At 39.2% G+C, this 18,932-nt stretch carries 16 protein-coding genes; 6 read left to right on the top strand and 10 right to left on the bottom strand.

The features are described 5' to 3' along the window. Positions 1–22: 22 nt before the first annotated feature. Both PQ456_RS07180 and PQ456_RS07175 read right to left on the bottom strand, forming a co-directional pair. The gene (locus PQ456_RS07180) at positions 23–619 is read right to left on the bottom strand and encodes a DUF1802 family protein (RefSeq protein ID WP_273615510.1); all 597 of its coding nucleotides are present in this window, start codon (positions 617–619) and stop codon (positions 23–25) included. A gap of 109 nt (positions 620–728) precedes the next feature. Next, positions 729–1,193: a Dps family protein gene (locus tag PQ456_RS07175; RefSeq protein WP_204824853.1), complete on the bottom strand. Its 465-nt coding sequence runs from the start codon at positions 1,191–1,193 to the stop codon at positions 729–731. A 233-nt stretch (positions 1,194–1,426) separates the two neighbouring features. Between PQ456_RS07175 and mtnA the strand changes: the two genes are divergently transcribed. Beyond that, positions 1,427–2,524 carry an S-methyl-5-thioribose-1-phosphate isomerase gene (gene mtnA, locus PQ456_RS07170; protein ID WP_273615509.1) on the top strand — a complete coding sequence of 366 codons (1,098 nt, stop codon included), beginning with the start codon at positions 1,427–1,429 and terminating at the stop codon, positions 2,522–2,524. 320 nt (positions 2,525–2,844) lie between these two features. Then, the gene (locus tag PQ456_RS07165; RefSeq protein ID WP_273615508.1) at positions 2,845–3,387 is read left to right on the top strand and encodes a hypothetical protein; all 543 of its coding nucleotides are present in this window, start codon (positions 2,845–2,847) and stop codon (positions 3,385–3,387) included. A 157-nt stretch (positions 3,388–3,544) separates the two neighbouring features. Here PQ456_RS07165 and PQ456_RS07160 read toward each other — a convergent pair whose 3' ends face one another. Beyond that, positions 3,545–3,928 carry a DUF423 domain-containing protein gene (locus tag PQ456_RS07160; protein ID WP_273615507.1) on the bottom strand — a complete coding sequence of 128 codons (384 nt, stop codon included), beginning with the start codon at positions 3,926–3,928 and terminating at the stop codon, positions 3,545–3,547. A 117-nt stretch (positions 3,929–4,045) separates the two neighbouring features. Here PQ456_RS07160 and PQ456_RS07155 point away from each other — a divergent pair, with 117 nt between their 5' ends. Both PQ456_RS07155 and PQ456_RS07150 read left to right on the top strand, forming a co-directional pair. Then, positions 4,046–4,639: a hypothetical protein gene (locus PQ456_RS07155; RefSeq protein ID WP_273615506.1), complete on the top strand. Its 594-nt coding sequence runs from the start codon at positions 4,046–4,048 to the stop codon at positions 4,637–4,639. A 178-nt stretch (positions 4,640–4,817) separates the two neighbouring features. Next, positions 4,818–5,675 (top strand): DegV family protein, encoded by an 858-nt coding sequence (locus PQ456_RS07150; RefSeq protein WP_273615505.1) that lies wholly within the window; start codon positions 4,818–4,820, stop codon positions 5,673–5,675. Positions 5,676–5,769: 94 nt separating this feature from the next. On the opposite strand, the gene PQ456_RS07145 is transcribed toward PQ456_RS07150, so the two are convergent. Further along, on the bottom strand, positions 5,770–8,799 hold the full coding sequence (locus tag PQ456_RS07145; protein WP_273615504.1) for a PAS domain S-box protein: 3,030 nt from the start codon (positions 8,797–8,799) through the stop codon (positions 5,770–5,772). A gap of 100 nt (positions 8,800–8,899) precedes the next feature. Continuing rightward, positions 8,900–9,754, bottom strand: a complete 855-nt coding sequence (locus PQ456_RS07140) for an alpha/beta hydrolase (RefSeq protein ID WP_273615503.1) — start codon at positions 9,752–9,754, stop codon at positions 8,900–8,902. 107 nt (positions 9,755–9,861) lie between these two features. Here PQ456_RS07140 and PQ456_RS07135 point away from each other — a divergent pair, with 107 nt between their 5' ends. Continuing rightward, complete coding sequence (locus PQ456_RS07135) at positions 9,862–10,536, top strand: 4'-phosphopantetheinyl transferase family protein (RefSeq protein ID WP_273616271.1); 675 nt, start codon at positions 9,862–9,864, stop codon at positions 10,534–10,536. Between the two features lie 402 nt (positions 10,537–10,938). Beyond that, complete coding sequence (locus PQ456_RS07130) at positions 10,939–12,183, top strand: pectate lyase family protein (RefSeq protein ID WP_273616270.1); 1,245 nt, start codon at positions 10,939–10,941, stop codon at positions 12,181–12,183. Positions 12,184–12,294: 111 nt separating this feature from the next. Here PQ456_RS07130 and PQ456_RS07125 read toward each other — a convergent pair whose 3' ends face one another. The 5 genes from PQ456_RS07125 to PQ456_RS07105 all read right to left on the bottom strand — a co-directional run bounded on the left by PQ456_RS07125 (position 12,295) and on the right by PQ456_RS07105 (position 18,922). Further along, complete coding sequence (locus tag PQ456_RS07125; RefSeq protein ID WP_273615502.1) at positions 12,295–13,752, bottom strand: hypothetical protein; 1,458 nt, start codon at positions 13,750–13,752, stop codon at positions 12,295–12,297. Then, positions 13,749–15,044, bottom strand: a complete 1,296-nt coding sequence (locus tag PQ456_RS07120; RefSeq protein ID WP_273615501.1) for a type III PLP-dependent enzyme — start codon at positions 15,042–15,044, stop codon at positions 13,749–13,751. The genes PQ456_RS07125 and PQ456_RS07120 overlap by 4 nt, the downstream gene beginning before the upstream one ends. Before the next feature lie 109 nt (positions 15,045–15,153). Next, positions 15,154–16,248 carry a Gfo/Idh/MocA family protein gene (locus tag PQ456_RS07115; protein WP_273615500.1) on the bottom strand — a complete coding sequence of 365 codons (1,095 nt, stop codon included), beginning with the start codon at positions 16,246–16,248 and terminating at the stop codon, positions 15,154–15,156. Continuing rightward, positions 16,248–17,387: a UDP-glucuronosyltransferase gene (locus PQ456_RS07110; RefSeq protein ID WP_273615499.1), complete on the bottom strand. Its 1,140-nt coding sequence runs from the start codon at positions 17,385–17,387 to the stop codon at positions 16,248–16,250. The genes PQ456_RS07115 and PQ456_RS07110 overlap by 1 nt, the downstream gene beginning before the upstream one ends. A 104-nt stretch (positions 17,388–17,491) precedes the next feature. After that, on the bottom strand, positions 17,492–18,922 hold the full coding sequence (locus PQ456_RS07105; RefSeq protein WP_273615498.1) for an ATP-binding protein: 1,431 nt from the start codon (positions 18,920–18,922) through the stop codon (positions 17,492–17,494). Positions 18,923–18,932: the final 10 nt, after the last annotated feature.

Raw genomic sequence — 18,932 nt, 5'->3', positions numbered from 1 at the left:
CAAAAAAGACCTGACCGATCACTCAGTCAAGCCTTGTAGAATGTCCCGCCTGTTGCAAAGCTTGCAAAATGACAGTTCTCATTCGCTCAAACTCCGCAGCATCCAGCACCGGCGTCAATTCGCTCGTCACCAGACCACTTGGTATAGAAATCCATGATTTGCAGCCCAGGTACTGGTCCTGCACAGGGATCTCTATCGGTCGTTCAAGTATATATACCCGCACAATCAGTAAATGAAGCGGACTTTTTCTTTTCCAATGCAAACGTTCTTCGGCAAACGTATCTGTCCAGATATGCTGGTCCAGTAAAGCATCTAGCTGGTCTTGCTCGAATATTTCCAAATCATCGGTCACTTCTGCATACAGACGAATACCAGCTGATCTCGTATTAGGAGACCAGCCGTTAAGTGATTCGTCTACCAAATGATTATATTGAGATTTGAGCAATTCACGACGTTGGTGCTCATAAGTTGGATATAAGTAAAAGGAATGATCTTTCAATTCAAAGTGACGTGTTTCTTCAACAATGCCACCTTTGCGCATCAAAAGTATCTGTGTTCCTTGCTCCAACGCCTGAATAACCGAAGCCCATTCTTTTAAAGCCAATACTGATTCCGCCATCCATCGTCGCCCTCACTTTCTGTAACGGTTTGTTATCACCTATTATATCGCAGATGTGAAGGACTTCAATGTAGCAGGGTGACACTTATGCAGTACATCTGAGATGGGATTAGTTACCCAAGAAAGAACGAAGCATCCACATGTGTTTTTCAAGATCTGCTTTGAATGCAATCAACATATCTGCTGTTGGTTGATCATCAGCCTCTTCTGCCAATTCAATTGTTTCTTGGAATTGCTCATTCACTGTAGCGAAGTCTTCGATCAATGTTTGTACCATTGTACGCGCATCTTCTGTTCCGTTCGCTTCTTGAATAGTAGCTAGTTCCAAATATTCTTTTAACGTTGCAGCTGGTGAACCTTTAAGAGTCAATAGACGCTCAGCGATTTCATCCATTTTCAACGTTACTTCGTTGTACAATTCTTCGAATTTGATATGCAATGTATAGAAGTTTTCACCTTTTACATACCAGTGGAAATTATGAATTTTTACATATAATACATTCAGGTTAGCAACCTGTAAATTTAGAAGTTCTTCAACTTTTTTAGTTTGACCTTTGTTAGTTGTATTCGTCATGATTAGTTATCCCTCTTTCTTCATTTAGGTTTAAGTATGGAGACTTTCTATCCTCAGCCTCGTCTGTTTACAAATTACCCTTGTATTTCATTTACGAAACAAATAGATATTGAAAAAAGACTGTGCAAATCCTTTCTTTTCCGATATCCTATATTTTAACGTTTACTATTTAAGTGTTGGTTATGAATAAGATGTATGTTTGACGATATATAGGACAAGGAGTGTTTCTTTATATGAATCCATCATTTTCAACTTCGGATGAGAATCCAGTTAAAGCGCCATTTGAACCTCTATTATCATTGCGTTGGGATAACGATAAATTACTAATGCTTGATCAACGGTTATTGCCGGATGAAATTATAATGCTTGAATTATTTACGTCCGAGCAAGTCTTTGAATCTATTCGCTCGATGAAAGTACGCGGAGCACCTGCTATCGGTATCTCTGCGGCGTATGGCGTTGTTCTAGGCTCATGGGAATATAAAGGCGAAGATGCAGACCACTGGCTCAAACATGTGCTCAAAACGGCTGCTTATCTGGCTGAGTCTCGTCCCACTGCTGTTAACTTGTTCTGGGCTTTAGATCGTATGAATAAAAAAGCTCATCAATTAGCAGAACAAGTCGGTACAACTGCTGATCGCAATGCAGGTCTTTTAGAAGAAGCAATAGCTATTCATGTGGAAGATGAAGAAGTATGCCGGATGATTGGTGAACATGCCCTTCCTTTATTTAGCGATGGTATGGGTGTATTGACGCACTGTAATGCAGGTGGACTGGCTACTGCCAAATATGGTACAGCACTTGCTCCTATGTATCTTGCTCATGAAAAAGGAATCAATTTAAAAGTCTATGCCGATGAGACTCGTCCTGTGCTTCAAGGTGCTCGTCTAACAGCATTTGAATTGCAACAAGCAGGTATTGATGTTACGCTTCTCTGTGACAATATGGCAGGTATGGTGATGTCTAAAGGTTGGATTCAAGCGGTTATCGTAGGTGCAGACCGTGTAGCTGCTAATGGTGATGTAGCGAATAAGATCGGTACGTATAGTGTTGCTGTTTTGGCAAAAGCACACAATATTCCATTCTATGTAGCTTGCCCTTTATCTACTATTGACCTATCAACTGCCAGCGGTGCTGAAATTCCGATTGAAGAACGTTCTGCGGAAGAAGTAACTGAAGGATTTGGCAAGCGTACTGCTCCACAAGATATCAAAGTGTTTAACCCGGCATTTGATGTAACACCTAACGAATACGTAACTGCAATTATCACTGAAAAAGGTATTGTTTATCCTTCGTATGAAGAAGGTCTAAGAAATATATTTGAAGTGTAATCCATACTCATATTATGTCCGTATAATGTGATATCTGCTTTGCATCACGTATGATTTTGTTGAGCCGACCGGGTCCGATAGGATACCGGTCTTTTTGCCCCGAAATACAATATATTTTTGTAACATATTTCGACAACCCATCCGATAAAAGGTATAGATAAGGCTTACATTTCTATGGTTCATATGTGTTTGCTTGTTGATACAATAATAATAGGTTCCGAAGTATTTACACATGATATGCTTCATTTTAAAAATGCTAGGTTATAATGAATTGTAAAAAATTTTTAATATTCTGATAGGATAAGTGAGATGGGAGAATCATGGATAAAAAGCCAACTAACGACGAAGCCGAATTTTTATTTAACGTTGACCTGATGATCTCTGGTCGAAACAACGCTGTTGCTCTTCAAAAACTGCTTGAAATTCTCAATAATCACGAAGAATTGGCGGATTTTAGAGTCGTTTCTGGCATCAAACTTGGACAAAAGATTGAAAGTTCTTTGAAAGATAAAACCAAACAACAAACGCCTTTAGATATCTCAAGTATATCTGAAAGCAAACAATCGATTACAGCTCAAACCGCATCACTGGTCAAAAAACTTGAAAAACAAAAACAAGAAGTGAAATCAGCGGCTATCTTGCATGAAAAAATTGAAAACGATATGAACAGCTGGTTAGCTCTGTACATCAAAGATAATACATTGGTACGTTTAACGATTAACAATCGTGGTGATCGTTTCTCGATACCTTGTCGTATCTTAAATTTTGATAATGAAAATCAAACGATTAGTGTATATCATGTAGATGAAAAACAAGTGTATACTTTCAAATTGAATGAGATTGATGATTTTCAACATACTTAAATCGTTTTCTTGCATATGTATTCTTTTGGTAAAGACAATGATCAAAAAAAGCGTTTTTCTCTTTTACAGAGAAGAACGCTTTTTTGGATTACTTTATGATTTGACTATCTTACGATTAGAAGTAATTATTTGAAGCAAATGCTAGTATCTATACCTTTTACGCACGTTTGCCGTATTTAGCACCGACTAACGCTAGCATGAACCAACCGGCGATAAAGCATAATCCACCTATAGGTGTAATCGCTCCTAACACTTTGATTCCAGTGATACTCAATACATATAGACTGCCTGAGAAAATAATAACACCGACCGTAAACAATCGACCTGCCCAGCGTAATAGACTCGATTCACCAATCACTCCTGCTAAAATAGCAACCATAATAATCGCTAATGTATGTACAAAGTGATATTCTACCCCTGTTTTGAATGTCTGCATTAATTGTGCGCCAATAATAGGTTCTAATAAATGAGCGCCAAAAGCGCCGATCCCTACTCCGATCATTCCTAGAATAGAGCCGATAATTAAATATGTGCGTTGCATGAATATGCCTCCTGCTAATCTGTTTATTTTGATTATACCTTACTCAAATACTTGCATTTGTGAGGAAATTATGAAAAAGTAACGGTACATACATATACTGTAAAGGAGATTACATTTATGGACCCTTATGATCCAAAACGCAATTCATCATTTCCTAACTTGAAAAAAGATACGGATACGGATTCTGATCCAGCTCCAGACAATGAATTTAGAGATCCATTAGTATCAGAGCCTGTTAGAGAAGATTATGCTTCACCTACTGCTCCACCCCACTATCCTGATTATAACCAGTATAACGTGAATGATCCATATGCGTTGCCACCCGGTCAAAAATGGCCGCATTCCAAATTAGGTGTAGCTTCTTTTGTGATTGGACTATCTACGATTGTGATCAATATTATTCTGGTGGTTATTGCTGTCATTATGGTTGCTTCTGCTGTTGGAAGTACAGGGACTTCTTTGGACATGTTAGATGAAGAAAATATTACCGCATGGATGTCTGGTATGTTAGGCGGACTGGTTGTACTTATTTTGATCTGGGGATTTATGATCTTTGCTAACTTTACCGGGCTTGTATTAGGTATTGTTGGTTGTTGCATCAAGCAACGTCGCAAAATTTTTGCAATTCTTGGTGTGGTGTTAAATGCTCTTCCAGCCGCATTCCTATTACTTTCTTTGCTTCTTGGTATCTTTTCAGAAGGTAATTATTAAAAGCGATGTGTGATTAAAGTAAGTGATAAGTAATATTAGTAGCAGGTAGTAACTTCTATTCTTGTGGATAGCAGTCACTATCTGCTTTTTTGTATACTGTGAATCATGATATACTATTAGAATGTATGCTTATAGGTATATAGAATAATTGGATTCGATTGAAAGACAGGAGATTATTATGACATCTATTCGTATGTTTGTAGATAGTACTTGCGATTTGCCGAAAACATGGTTACAGGAAAATCAGATCGGTGTCGTACCTTTATATGTGAATTTTAATGATGAAGTATACAGAGATGGTATAGATATCACCCCAGCCGAATTGTATGAAAAAGTAAAACAGACCGGACAAACACCCAAAACGTCTGCACCTTCCCCGGCTGATTTTATTCAAGCGTTTCAGCCTGTTATTGACAATGGTGACACGATTATTTATATTAGTCTGTCCTCTGCGCTTTCTTCTACGTATGCGAATGCGCATCTTGCCGCAAATACATTTCCCGCAGGTGCGGTCACTATCGTCGATTCTTTAAATTTATCCAGTTCGATCGGCTTATTAGTTATGAAAGCTGTTCAAGCGATCCACCAACAGCAATCGGTTACAGAGATTGTACAGTTACTTGAATACATGCGTTCACAAATAGAGACCGAGTTCGCTATCGACTCTTTAGAGTATTTGTACAAAGGTGGACGCTGTTCAGGAATGCAAAACTTGATTGGTAGCTTGCTCAAAATTCGTCCGGTTATTCAAGTAACTACACAGGGTACACTTGTGCCGGCTTATAAAATACGAGGCAAGCGTGAAAAAGCAGTCGAACAACTTCTTCGCAATACACTGGCTCATCGACATGCTATCGATCAAGATGTTATTTTTGTAGTTCACTCATTTGCAGAAGCAGAAGCAAGACATATGCAAGCTGTATTGCGTGAACAAACCGATGCTCGTCAAGTTATGATTACTGAAGCTGGCTGCGTTATTTCCAGTCATTGTGGCCCTCAGACTATCGCTATTATGTATGCTAGAAAAATGGATTGATCAGTATTAGACGCTAACTTATTTATTAGTTATATGCAAAAAACCTGTTAAGAAGCATCGTTGATGGTATGCCTCTTAACAGGTTTCTTTATATTTAATTCAGTTGTAATGGAATACTAAAATAGAATGTAGATCCATGATGTTCTTGACTTTCGACTCCAATCGTTCCATTCATCAGCTCGATCAGATTTTTGCAAATAAACAATCCTAGTCCTGTTCCTCCATAACGCCGATTCATAACCGGATGTACCTGCGAGAATGAATGAAATAATTCATTTAATTTATCTGCTGGTATGCCTATGCCTGTATCCGTAATGCGGAAGTGCAACATCATTCCATCATCTTGCGACATATAAGAAATGCCAGCGCTAATCCGAATATTTCCTTTTTCTGTAAACTTAATCGCATTACCGATAATATTGACCAGTACCTGCTTAATGCGAGGCATATCGCCACGAGCGAGTTTGGGAACTTCCTGCTCTATATTTTTTTCAAATCGCAGATGTTTACTTTGGGCTGTAGGTAAAAACCATTGATAGACTTCATTGATTAACTCATGAAGATCAAACACATTTTGTTCCAGTTCTACATTTCCATTTTCCAGTCGATGCACATCCATAATATCATTAATAATCTGCATCAATTCATTACCACTCTGGCGAATAATATGAATATAACTAGCTTGTTCTTCATTGAGATCAAGATCAAGCATCAATTCAGCCATACCGACAATCCCGTTCATCGGTGTACGAATCTCATGGCTCATCATCGAAATAAATTGTGACTTCGCGTAAGCAACCCGCTCTGCCGATTCTTTTGCTTCGATAATTGCTTTCTCATTCGTGCGATCGCTGAACACAACCACTACACCTATAATCTGATCTCGATCTCGCAACGCATTGGTCTGATAAGAAGCAAAAAAGCTAGAACCATCCCGGCGAAAAAACACATCTTCTGTTACCCGTCTTGAAATGCTGTCTTGCATCGTTAACTCTACTGGATGATGAGCAAGAGCATACGGCTCTCCATCTGCTCTGGTATGCATTAACACATCGTGTACAGGTGATCCTATAAATTCTTCTTTGGACACGCCTAACATAGAAGATGCTGCTGCATTCAAAAAGATACCATTGCCTTCAGTGTCTACTCCATAAATGCCCTCTGAGACAGAACTCAAAATTAAGTTGTACTCATCACTGATCTTTTTAATCTGTTCGACATACTTTTTGCTTTCTGTAATATCTGTCGCTATTCCGAATACACCTGTAATCTCGCCACTTACGATAATAGGTACATTTGTAATATTCACTTCTATTTGATGACCGGTATGATGTACTAAAGTCGTCTCGTAATTTTGTGGTAATCCCATTTTGGCTTTGTTGAAATGATCTAATGCTTGTTCACGTAGATCAGAATGAATCAACTCGGCAAAGTAGATATTTTTCAGTTCTGTGCGATCATATCCACTTTGAATTTCGGCAACAGGATTAAGATTAAATAAACGACCTTGTAGATCAAATGTATAGACACCCGAAGGATTGTATTCGACAAGTGATTTGTAACGCTGTTCGCTTTCTTGTAGACGCTGTTCAGCTAATTTCCGATCGGTTACATCTCTGGATACAGCGATCACTGTGCCCTTGATTCCTTCAACCTGACTAGGAGTATACGTTGCTGTACTCTCTAACCAGATATAATGACCTGCTTTGTGTTGAAAACGATAATGTACCGTCTGTTGCTCATTGTGCTCTGTGACTGTTGTAATCCCGTTGATATAATCGCGTACATTTTGAAAATCTTCAGGATGATAAAAAAGATAAGCACTTTTGCCGATCAGTTCTTCGCTTGTATAACCAAGCAACTTTTTCACAGAAGCAGATGTATATACAAAACTCAAATGTTCGTCTGCGGTATGCGAAGAAATCAAGTCCAATGTATTATTGGACAGCATACGATATTGCCGTTCACTTTCACGAATCAGATCTTCCATCAGACGACTTTCTGTTATGTCTTGAATAGTACCTACGATTTGGCGTGTACCATCTTGATCATCGGTCACCAGAGTTCCCTGAATATTCACTGTTTTGATCTGATTAGTGCGATCGACCAATCTACATTCGATATTGATATGTTCTTGAGCCACCGATTGCCGAAAAGCAGTCCGTACTTTATCACGATCATCATAATGTACCATTGCCAAAAAATGACGATATAACAATTTAGCAGATGGAGATTCTAATCCTAAAATAGCCAGAAATTGCTCTGAACAGATTAATTCCTGTGTGTCCAAATTCCAATCCCAGTATCCAAAGCCTGCGATACTTTGTGCCAGTGCTAATCGTTCTTCACTTTTGCGAAGTTCTTCTTCCGATTGCTTACGGGCAGTAATATCGCGTCCTATCCCCATATATTGACATATTTCTCCATGCTCATCTGTAATCGCTTTGACTGTAAGTTCGATCCATTTATACGTTTTGTCTTTGCATATACAACGAATCTCAACCGCTTTGCGAGATTGAAATGGAGGTTCTAACTGCAAAATATCTTCTGGATAGATTAAATCGGTAGATAACATTTGTATTAATTCCGAAGGTAAATACCCTAGAATCTTTTCTACAGAGGGCGAAATGTATGTAATTCTACCTTCTGCATCCGAGCAAGTAATCAAATCATCTGCATTTTCAGAAATTAATCGATACATCCGTTCAGCTTCTTTGAACTTTTGTTCGATATTGTTGCGTGAAGTGATATCTTTGGCAATTCCATAAATCCCTACAATTTCTTCCTGAATTACGATCGGTGTATATGTAACATCTAGATCAATCAAATGCCCTTGTCGATGGTAAATTTGAGTCTGAAATTGAACAGATTTGCCCTCCAATACTTCTGCAACATAGGGAGAACGTATATCAGTACGTTCTTCTCCAAAAATTCTATTGTTATCAACATGTTCTAGCATATCTATGGTATAACCTGAAATCTTCTCTACACCTGGATTGATATAAATGTAATTTCCCTTTTTGTCCATAACGTATATCGCATCAGGGTGGTATTCAAAAAGAGATCGGTACGCACCACTTTCAGATATCAGGTTTTGAAGAATTTCATGTTCATGATTGTCCAATGGTCTATCCCTCTCAATCTTTCTTATGCCCTTAATGTAAAGCAATGATGAACTGTTTGGACTGGTGATGATGGTCTACTTTACTATTAACCTATATTGGTCATGATCCTTTCAAATGTAGCGCAAAAAATTCACTTACAATTTCAAGTACATCATTTCGAGTCATAAAAGTAGTCGAAGAATGACCGACACCTTCCAAAATATATAGATCCACTTCCGCAGACATCGCTGCTAACGCATCATACAAAAACTGACTTTGACGTAGCGGTACCACTTGATCTTGATCTCCATGCATAATCAAAAACGGCGGTACTTGAGCAGGAATATGAGAAGAAAGATGATGAATCGGATTGGATTGATCTGCTGTGTCTATTTTATGTCGTAAAGGTCCACCCATCAGTAACGAGATTACAGGCAATTCGTATTCACTCTGGAAATCTGCCTGAATATCAACCGGACCTGCAAAATCGACTACCGCTTTGACACTACTGGAATAACCTTGCCATTGTCCTTGTTGATCCCATTCGGATTGGTCTCCAGTTACACCTACTAATGCAGATAAATGAGCACCTGCAGAGTGTCCCCAGATGCCGATATGTTCTGGATCGATATGATAATCAAGCGCATGAGCACGTAAAAAACGTATCGCTGTTTTGATATCTTCTAATTGCGCAGGAAAAGGTGCTTTGTTGACTGTTCGGTATTCTACACAAGCGATCACATATCCTTGACGGGCTAATTTGGAAAGAGCAGGAATATGCTTGTAAGGATCGATATCTACCCAAGCTCCACCGACAACCCAGACGATTAACGGCAATGGTAAATGAGAAACTGGACGCAAGATATTCATTTTTAATGATTGTCCATTTGCAAAACGAGCAAATTGAACGTCTGGAATCAACTGAACAAAATAACCGTCCTCGGTCTGATGAGCTAAATGTTTGATTTCTGGCACAATGTTTCCTCCTTGAAAATGATATTGTATAATTTAGACAACAGAACCATTTCTTTATATAGCAATAGAGCCAAACTCGAAAGTGGGGAGACGAGAGATTGATTACAGTGACAGGGATACATCTGCCTGATTTATTATCGTTAGAAGATATGGATATGTTACGTAGTAAAGTATCATCTGCAAGAAAAGAAGCTTCTTTGAAATTTGTTCGACAGCAAGATGCTCAGCGTGGATTAATAGGAGAACTGCTTATTTTATATAGATTACGTACCCATTATCATTTGCAAGATGATCAGATTCAGTTAGACAAAAATAAGTATGGCAAGCCTTACTTACGCAACTATCCCCATATTCATTTTAATGTATCCCATGCAGGTAACTGGATTGTATGTGTTGATGGTGATGTTCCCGTAGGTATTGATATTGAACAGGTACGTCCGATAGATTTTGGAATAGCCAAGCGATTCTATACTCCTGATGAATATCAATTGGTATTGAATGCACCGGAAGATCGACAGCTACAGACTTTTTATGAATTATGGACATTAAAAGAAAGCTACATCAAATTTGTAGGCAAAGGGCTTTCGATTCCGTTAGATTCATTCTCTATTTTGCAAGATGATATCCAAAACTATCAAGTGACTTCTACGAAACCAATCGACACCCCAAGTTTTTTCCGTCATATTTCTATCGATTCACAGTACAAATTAGCCGTCTGTGCAGCAGAACCGTTAGGTCCTCTTCCGCTCGTGATGCTAGATTGGACTGAACTAATTCCGTAATTTTATACATATGGGAGCATTTAGTTCAAATTTAAGTTTATTTTTATGCAATTTGTATAACTATGTATTATACACTTCTATAATCATAACATCTAATTCCTATGATTTAAAAGGATCTTTGTGATATATCCTCTATAACAAAGGTCTTTTTTGTGTTTTCTATATGTAATCATTTACACTTATATTTACGTATTTATTCTTATATTGTCACTTTATGTAAAAATGATTACGCTGTATAGGTGGTTAGAAAAAAAGTACCCGGGCTTTCTTTTTAACCTCATCTGCTTATTCACTTGTCGCGCTTACTATTGTCTTGCTTATGATATGGATACGATTGTATATACTCAAGGAGGAATAAGATGTATGCATAAAAAATGGAGTATAGGATTAGCTACATTATTAATGTTCTCATCAATAGCAGTCTGGAATCCTTCGGTACAAGCGGCTACAGATATAGGCAAAGAAACATTAGGAACTAAAAATGGCTGGGCAGCTTATTCTGGTGGAACTACAGGCGGTGCCAAAGCAACCACTGCGAATATATTCACCGTAACCAATCGCAAACAGTTAGTGGATGCGCTTGGAAGTGCTACTAATACTACTCCTAAAATCATTTATGTAAGCGGTACAATTAATATTAATGTAGATGATAACAACCAACCACTCGGTGCCAATGATTATAAAGACGCTGGCTATGATTTTAATGCTTATCTCAAAGCTTATGATCCGGCAACATGGGGAATGTCTAAAGTTCCTTCCGGTACACAGGAAGACGCTCGCAAAGCTTCGCAAAAAAATCAAGCTAGCCAAATAAGTATTACTATCCCTTCCAACACTACGATTGTAGGTAAAGGTACCAATGCTATTATCAATGGTGTTAATTTTCAGGTAAAAAGCGGTACAGACAATATTATTATTCGTAATATTGAATTCCAAGATGCTTATGATTATTTTCCATCATGGGACCCTACAGATGGCAGTACAGGCAATTGGAATTCTGAATATGATAGTATCACGATCAAAGGGGCTACTCATTTATGGATAGATCATTGTACATTTGACGATGGTGCTCATCCTGATAGTGGCAATGGAGAATATTATGGTCGTGAATATCAACATCATGATGGTGCTGTAGATATGAGCAATGGTGCTGATCTATTAACTCTGTCTTATAACTATTTCCATGATCATGACAAAACTACGATTATCGGTTCAAGTGATAGTACAACCAGTGATGAAGGTAAATTACGTGCTACTTTGCATCATAATTATTATAAAAATACAGTTCAACGCACTCCTCGCGTACGCTATGGACAAATTCATGTGTATAACAATTATTATCAAGGCAGTACTACAGGCGCTTATGCTACCCTGTATATCTGGGGTATTGGCAAATCTTCCAAAATCTACGCTCAAAATAATGTGATTGATATAACAGGCCTAACCGCAGATCAAGTCGCAAGTCCACTTAAAGGCACTGCACTGTATGATACAGGCACTTTGTTAAATGGAGTCGCTATTAATGCTGCTACCAGTGCAGGTCTGAGTACAGATGTAGGTTGGACGCCTACGTTATATGATGCAATTGCTGCTTCTACGACTGTCAAAGCTACTGTGACTGCTCAAGCAGGCGCTGGTAAACTCTAATCTAAGTTCTACCTATCAAATAAGCCGTAGGATTCTCTTAATGATTAGAGAGTCCTACGGCTATTTATGATTTCATGTCAATAATCTGAATTATTCTATACACTTGATGATTTATTGAGAACGAATAGCAGTCATCGTTGTGTGCCAATACTCTAACTGGGCTTTGACTTGCTCATCTTGTGCCACCTTCTGCATTCGCTCTACCACATTACGTAATGTATCATATTGACTGGCTACCCACGGTTTGGTTTGAAGCAGTTCGCACCAGAAAGCAATCAGACGATCTGTCCGTACTGAATCAGTCTGAGCTAACTGTTCCCATAACTGTTGATCAATAATCAGCATAATTTCTATCCATTCATTAGGATGATCTAGCTTTTCTAATTGATCGAAGATTATCAATCGGTCTTCGACCGTTTTGCGTAGCTGACGATCTACGACACGCCGTTTTAATTCACGCGATTGCTCCAATACAGATACAGGCTGAATACTTTGCTTGAGCACAGTGAGCATCATTTGCAAGGCTACTTCTTCTTCACCACGCATCGTATAGAGCATTTGCGACGCGCGCTCTAAGCTAGCTATATTGTGACTTCGATTGTATTTGAGCAATAGATTACGAATAATCGTTGCTTTACGAGTTAGTTCTTTTAGCGCTGGCATCAGTGTAGGATGCTGTTCTACTATCGCTTGTAAGCCTGTTACATTTTGCATCAAATACGTTAATCGTTGCTCCATCGCTTCTTTGTGTTCGTACCAGATATGGAATGCCCGAATATCGGCTTTGATATGATTATCGATAAAGTTCTGAATACTATTTTGTAAAATATCATAGATTTCCATACCATAAAAGTGGGCGCTGGCTTGCTGAATATCATTGCGTCTCCAAGATGAAGGACGAGAATCTACATAGTCTTGCAACTGTTCAATCAGACCGTCTAATGTAACAACTACAGCGATCACTTTGGGAGAATGTACAGGTGCTTGCTGATAGCGAATCGTAATGAGACGCTTATGCGATTCTTGAAATGAGAAATGAGCTGCTAGCACTTCTTCGATAGGAATAGAATACTCTCCATATTGAAAATCACGATTGTATCCGCTTGCCCAGAATATACCCTGCTCCAAATCATATCCATGTAGCATAATATCATGAGAATAATGCTCTTCTTGATAAAAAGCAGTATGGGACAAATAAAATTCATCAATAAACATCACCAGATACTTTTCTTCATTAATAAGCTGTATCCATGTATGAATCAATTGCTCTGCATTCAGATCTGCACAATCGGTCTCATTCGTCTCCAACCAGGGGTAATCACTAAAGTCATGTGGATGGTAAAAATCAACCCACTGGTAATTAGGAGAACTTAACTGGATAAATTGATGATACACCCACGGCAAACACTCTTCATGAGTCATAATAACAGATAGAGCATACCCTAAGTATTGATATCCTTTAACAAAAGGTTTAGCTAAAGGCAAGATTTTCTGCGAATCAGACGGAATAGGTTGACGGGCTAACGATGCTTCGTAATGAGTATAGGAATACGTACTAGAATTCATCATGGCACCGCCGTCCATTCTGTAGAAGGTACGATATTTTGCTGTCGCAGTAACAAATCTTCAGGATCGCCTTGCTCACGAATCAAATACGATTTGCCTTTATAATACAGCACCTCAGCAGGTGTAGCATGCCCTAGAAATTGAATAGGGCTGTATGTTAATCCATACGCACCGGATTGCAGAATACATATGTAATCACCAGCATGGATAACAGGCAACTCTACATTTTTGAATAAACAATCATCCGGCGTACACAGAGGCCCTACAATACTGGTAACCTGCGTCTGCTCTGTATCTGACGTATGATGTCTTGGAATAATTTCGATCGGATAATTGTTGCGTGGTCGTCTACCTCGAAATGTAGCTCCTGCATGGTGGTGCATCCCACCATCTACAATCACAAAATGTTCGCCTTTGGATACTTTGGTGTATTGCGCCTGACAGACATAGATTCCAGCAGCGGCTAATAAATAGCGACCACTTTCGATAATAAAAGAACTATGGGGCAGATGAACACTATATTCATCTATGAGCAGTGTCAGTTGTTGCATCACATATTCTATATCCAGTGGACGTTCATGGGAAAAGTAAGGAACTCCAAATCCACCACCCAGATTCACAATATCCAGTTGAACCGGATATCTAGCTTGAAGTTGGGCTGCTAAAGATAAAGTATATCTAAAATTACTCAGCAACACCTCTGCATCCATAATCTGTGTACCCGCATAGACTTGAATACCGATCACTTGAATATGTGACATCTCAGCCGCACGCTGAAATACTTGATCAAGTTGAGACTCATCAATCCCAAATGGTCGGGCTACACCTGCCATCTGAATGGACGATCCCCCTATTCCTTCTCCATCTGGATTCACCCGAATACCGACTCTTACATGGCAATCATATTCTGTAGCAATCTGATGAATCGTTTCTAACTCTGCCAGTGATTCGATATTGATACAATAAATCTGATGCGCTATCGCTGTCCGTAATTCTTTTTCACTTTTCCCCGGGCCTGTATAAATAATCTCTTCTGGTAAATACCCTGCCGCTTCAGCGAGACGCAATTCTCCTAAAGAAGCAATCTCAATATGACAGCCCCATTCACGTAAAAGGCTAGCTATCGCTATATTGTTATTGGCTTTTAACGCATAATGCAATTGAACCTTGGGATGTAGCATTTGTTGAAAAGAGTGAATATGATCAGCTAATTGATCTCCATTGTAATAATAAAAAGGCGTTGGATACTGCTGTAACGCTTCATATAAAGGATTATTTTCTGATAAATGACTCATCCATGTTCATCTCCTAACCATTTGGCATTACACATGCAACCATGTTCAACGAGAAAAAGATTTTGATAAGAAAAAGATGTTTGCTAAGCCACATATCTGTATGGATAACTCAAGATATAACACTTTTGGATTTGGCAGTCGCATGAATATGAGATAGCAGGTGGATACGCTCTACCGATTCATCCAACGAATGATGATTGGACGGATGATGAACCGTATCACGAAAAAAGCGTAATTGATTTACATAATAATTCATTGGCTCAAAGGTATGATAACGAACTTCACCTGTTTCTTGCCCATTTTCCAGCAACGCAATCTTTAACTTCAATTTATAAAAGCCTAGATTACAGCGGAAAAAGTCATTAATCGTTATCGTTGCGTGTTCAAGGTAGACAATATGACGGCTACTATACGGCTTCTCAAATGAGAATATCGCTTCTGCTGTTACTCCATGAGCAAGTCTGGCTTGCGCTTCAAATGTCCAATCGCATCCATTCGGCCCATCAAATAGAGATTGTCCATCAAATTCACCATGTTGTATACCGATCACCTGTTGTAAAAATTGGAGCCAATAACAACCTAAATCCCAGAAACATCCTCCGCCTTGCTCTGGATGGCTTCGGTAATTATCCTGATGATTGTCTTTGGCGGGTATCGTAAGCTGGGTCACTGTACGTATCAAATCTCCATATTCACCAGACTGAATCAACTCACGCAATGTATGTTGCCACGGATGATGTGCTACCATAATCCCTTCGATCAATTGCAATCCATAATGCTGTGCCGCGGCACCCATCATCGGCAATTCTTCTGGATACAAACAAAGTGGTTTCTCAACCAGTACGTGTTTGCCTGCGGATAATGCTTTGCGAATCCATGTTGCATGCAGTTCGTTACTCAGCCCTATATAGACAGCATCCAGTTGAGGATCAGCTAATAATTCGTCCAAACTGTTATAAATCGTTGCAATTCCATAATGTTCTGCTAGCGATTCGGCTTTGGATAAAGTGCGATTAGCAACGCCTACAATTTCCAGTCCATCGACATAAGGTGCAGGATCAAGAACAGCACGTGGCACAATTCCTGAACAGCCTAGAATGCCTAATTTGACAGTTGATTCTGGATGGTGACTTACTTGAGCCGAAAGAATATGTTCATCTGCGTCTGTGGTGGATTGCCTGATACTCATTTCCGAAGATTTCATCATAATGTACCTTTAGCCATCGTAGGATGAAGAAGCTGCATATGACGTTGAATATACTCATCTGCGTACGCTGGAAATTGTTGACGGGCTTGTAGTAATTGCTGATGCATCTGTTCCAAAATATCGGTACCTCCACCATATTCACTCATCCAACGTTCATAAGATAATCCGAATCCGTATTTTTCCCATTGAGCTGCATTCTGAGCTTCATGTTCACCAAAAGGATCTAAAAAGATAATCGGCGTACTGAGTGCAAAAGAATCTGCTAATGTCCCTCCACCGGGCTTGCTCACGATCGCTTGTACATTGCGTTCAATCTCGCACAAAATATGATACTCTGCTCGTGATTCATACTGAACAGACTGATCTGCTTGCACTTCTCCTAATGGCGGAAAGGTATGCTTACCCTGTTCATTTTGTTGCCATGTACGCCATTCTGGATTCATTCGATAATAGCGTTGCCCTTGTTCTGAAGTGCCTCGTTCATCTTGATCATATAGAATAATATCCAGTCCATAGCCTACTTGTTCTAATTCGGCAATACGTTCACGATACGTCCCCATCCCCCAGCCACCGCCATGTACCAGCAGTCGATGTTGCCTTTGACTATACGGAATCACAGGGTCTGACAAAGGGATATCGATATACGTGTACATCTCTTGTTCTCCATGACCAAATAGCCAGACTTCATGATAACTCTCATGTAGCTGACCTAATCGTTTGCGTACACTTTTCCAGGAAGGAGAATCGACCACATCCAGATACAATAAATCCACATGGATATTGGCTTCGCCTACCTGCTCCCGATAGCGATCTAAAATGTATATCCAGTGCCCTGATAAACAAATAAAATGTTGCCTTCCTTCGGATTCCCACTGCTGTAACAATGTTGCAATCTGTTCATCATCCATACTTTTGCGGATATCTTGTGGAATTCGCTGAGACATCAATGCAACTGAAAAATCAGCATGATATGCTTGCCGGCTTTTATCTACTTTTTGCAATTGATCGGATTGCATAACATTTTCAAATACAAGAACGTCTGTCGGAATACCCATACGCTTCAAGCTTGCTTCTACAAGTAGACCGGGTGTATAAAAGCCTAATCCAAAACCAGAGCACAATATCGTTACAGTCATGATCATCAAATCCTTCCATGTATAGGATGGTGAAGAAAAGAACTATATGTTGAGTGATAAAAATGAATAGAAGTGAATATTAAAGTAGAACATTCGCTATTTGATTAATTTAATATGCTAAATTGGTTTGTTTCTAATAGTTGTTCAAATCGAGTCAATAGTTGTTGCTTGATATAGTCATGAGTAGCTACAACCGAAAGGTAGATTCTGCCTTTGTGCTTTTTGTTATCATTACGGAAGCGGTGATTAACATGTAAAGCGGCTGATGTTAATGGGATAATACCTTGTTGGCGATTCGGCAGATAGAGCAGATTCGCTTGTTCTAAAAGATGAAGCAATTGCTCGTGCGAGACTTCGCCTGTATGGGACACATTATAGTTGGTCATATTACCTACCAGTCCGTACGTACGTAGATATTGATCCATCTGGTGCTTGATCAAGCTCATTGATTTGCGAGCGTTAATTTCCACCATTGGCTCAAGACTACCATCTTGCAACACCATAGAATCAATACAGACATGTCCAAAATAACCATCTTGATACAACTGCTTACCGATCTGCTCCATCAAAGCAAAATAACCTTCTTGTTCCAGTCGCACCATAAAAGCAGGATCAGGAGAAAGTGACTCACGATAAGCAAATTGAGAGTTAGCCAACCATTGAACAGATAGCATTTCGATATTTCCTTGTGGATCAATATAGAATTGACAGGAAAAATCACGTTCTTTTTGCAGATACTTTTCGATTAGAAATTGAACTTTTTTCCCTTTTTCTTCTTGTTTATGCAGACCATGACCAATCCGTACAAGAAGTTCAGGAGAATCGATCAGCATATTACCTTTGCCTGATACACCGTAATTGTCTTTGATTAAAAAAGACCCTTCTTTCAGCCATTCACTTCCTTTTTCAACCAGTTCTTCACTGCTTTCTACAAGTACCCCTACACCGCTCAAGTTGAGCTTTTGTTTCATTTGAGCAGAATAGTGTTTGGTATTGACCTTTTTGACGACTTCCAGATCAGGAGCATGATAACCGATCCCAAATCGTTGATTCATCTCTTCGATATGAGGAATCCATGCAAATGGAGATAAAGTCATCGTAGATAGTGGAAATGGAGCGGTTAGCTGTTCATCTTGTTCTTGCATCCACTGGAAAACAGACACAGGACGTGCAGACATCCCTGCTTGCTTGCCTGCACTCAAGCGATTGATTCCTGCCATCGTCTGATCTTGCCCTGCTAAAATATGATCTTTGATTTTGGCAGCATCCATTTCCAAATCTTGCGTATTTCCATATACGCTAAAGCCCAATTGCTGAATATATTGACGCTGTGCTGGCTCGATTGCATAACGGGTAAATAGCAGATCTCCTGGATGGCAAAAAGTAAATAACAGTTCATCCATCGCCGTAACTATTTTTTCTGCTTCTTTATCAGGTAAAGCTGGCAAAGTAGCTAGATCATCTTCACGCCAGTACAATTCGGCTTCAAAAGCACCCATGTGTAGTAATGACTGGTTACCAACACGTTCACTCATATGTATATTC

Source organism: Paenibacillus kyungheensis (genome assembly GCF_028606985.1).
In the GTDB taxonomy this organism is placed as follows: domain Bacteria; phylum Bacillota; class Bacilli; order Paenibacillales; family Paenibacillaceae; genus Saccharibacillus; species Saccharibacillus kyungheensis.
Note: the sequence above shows the minus strand (reverse complement) of the source record. Positions and strands in the feature narration are given on the sequence as shown.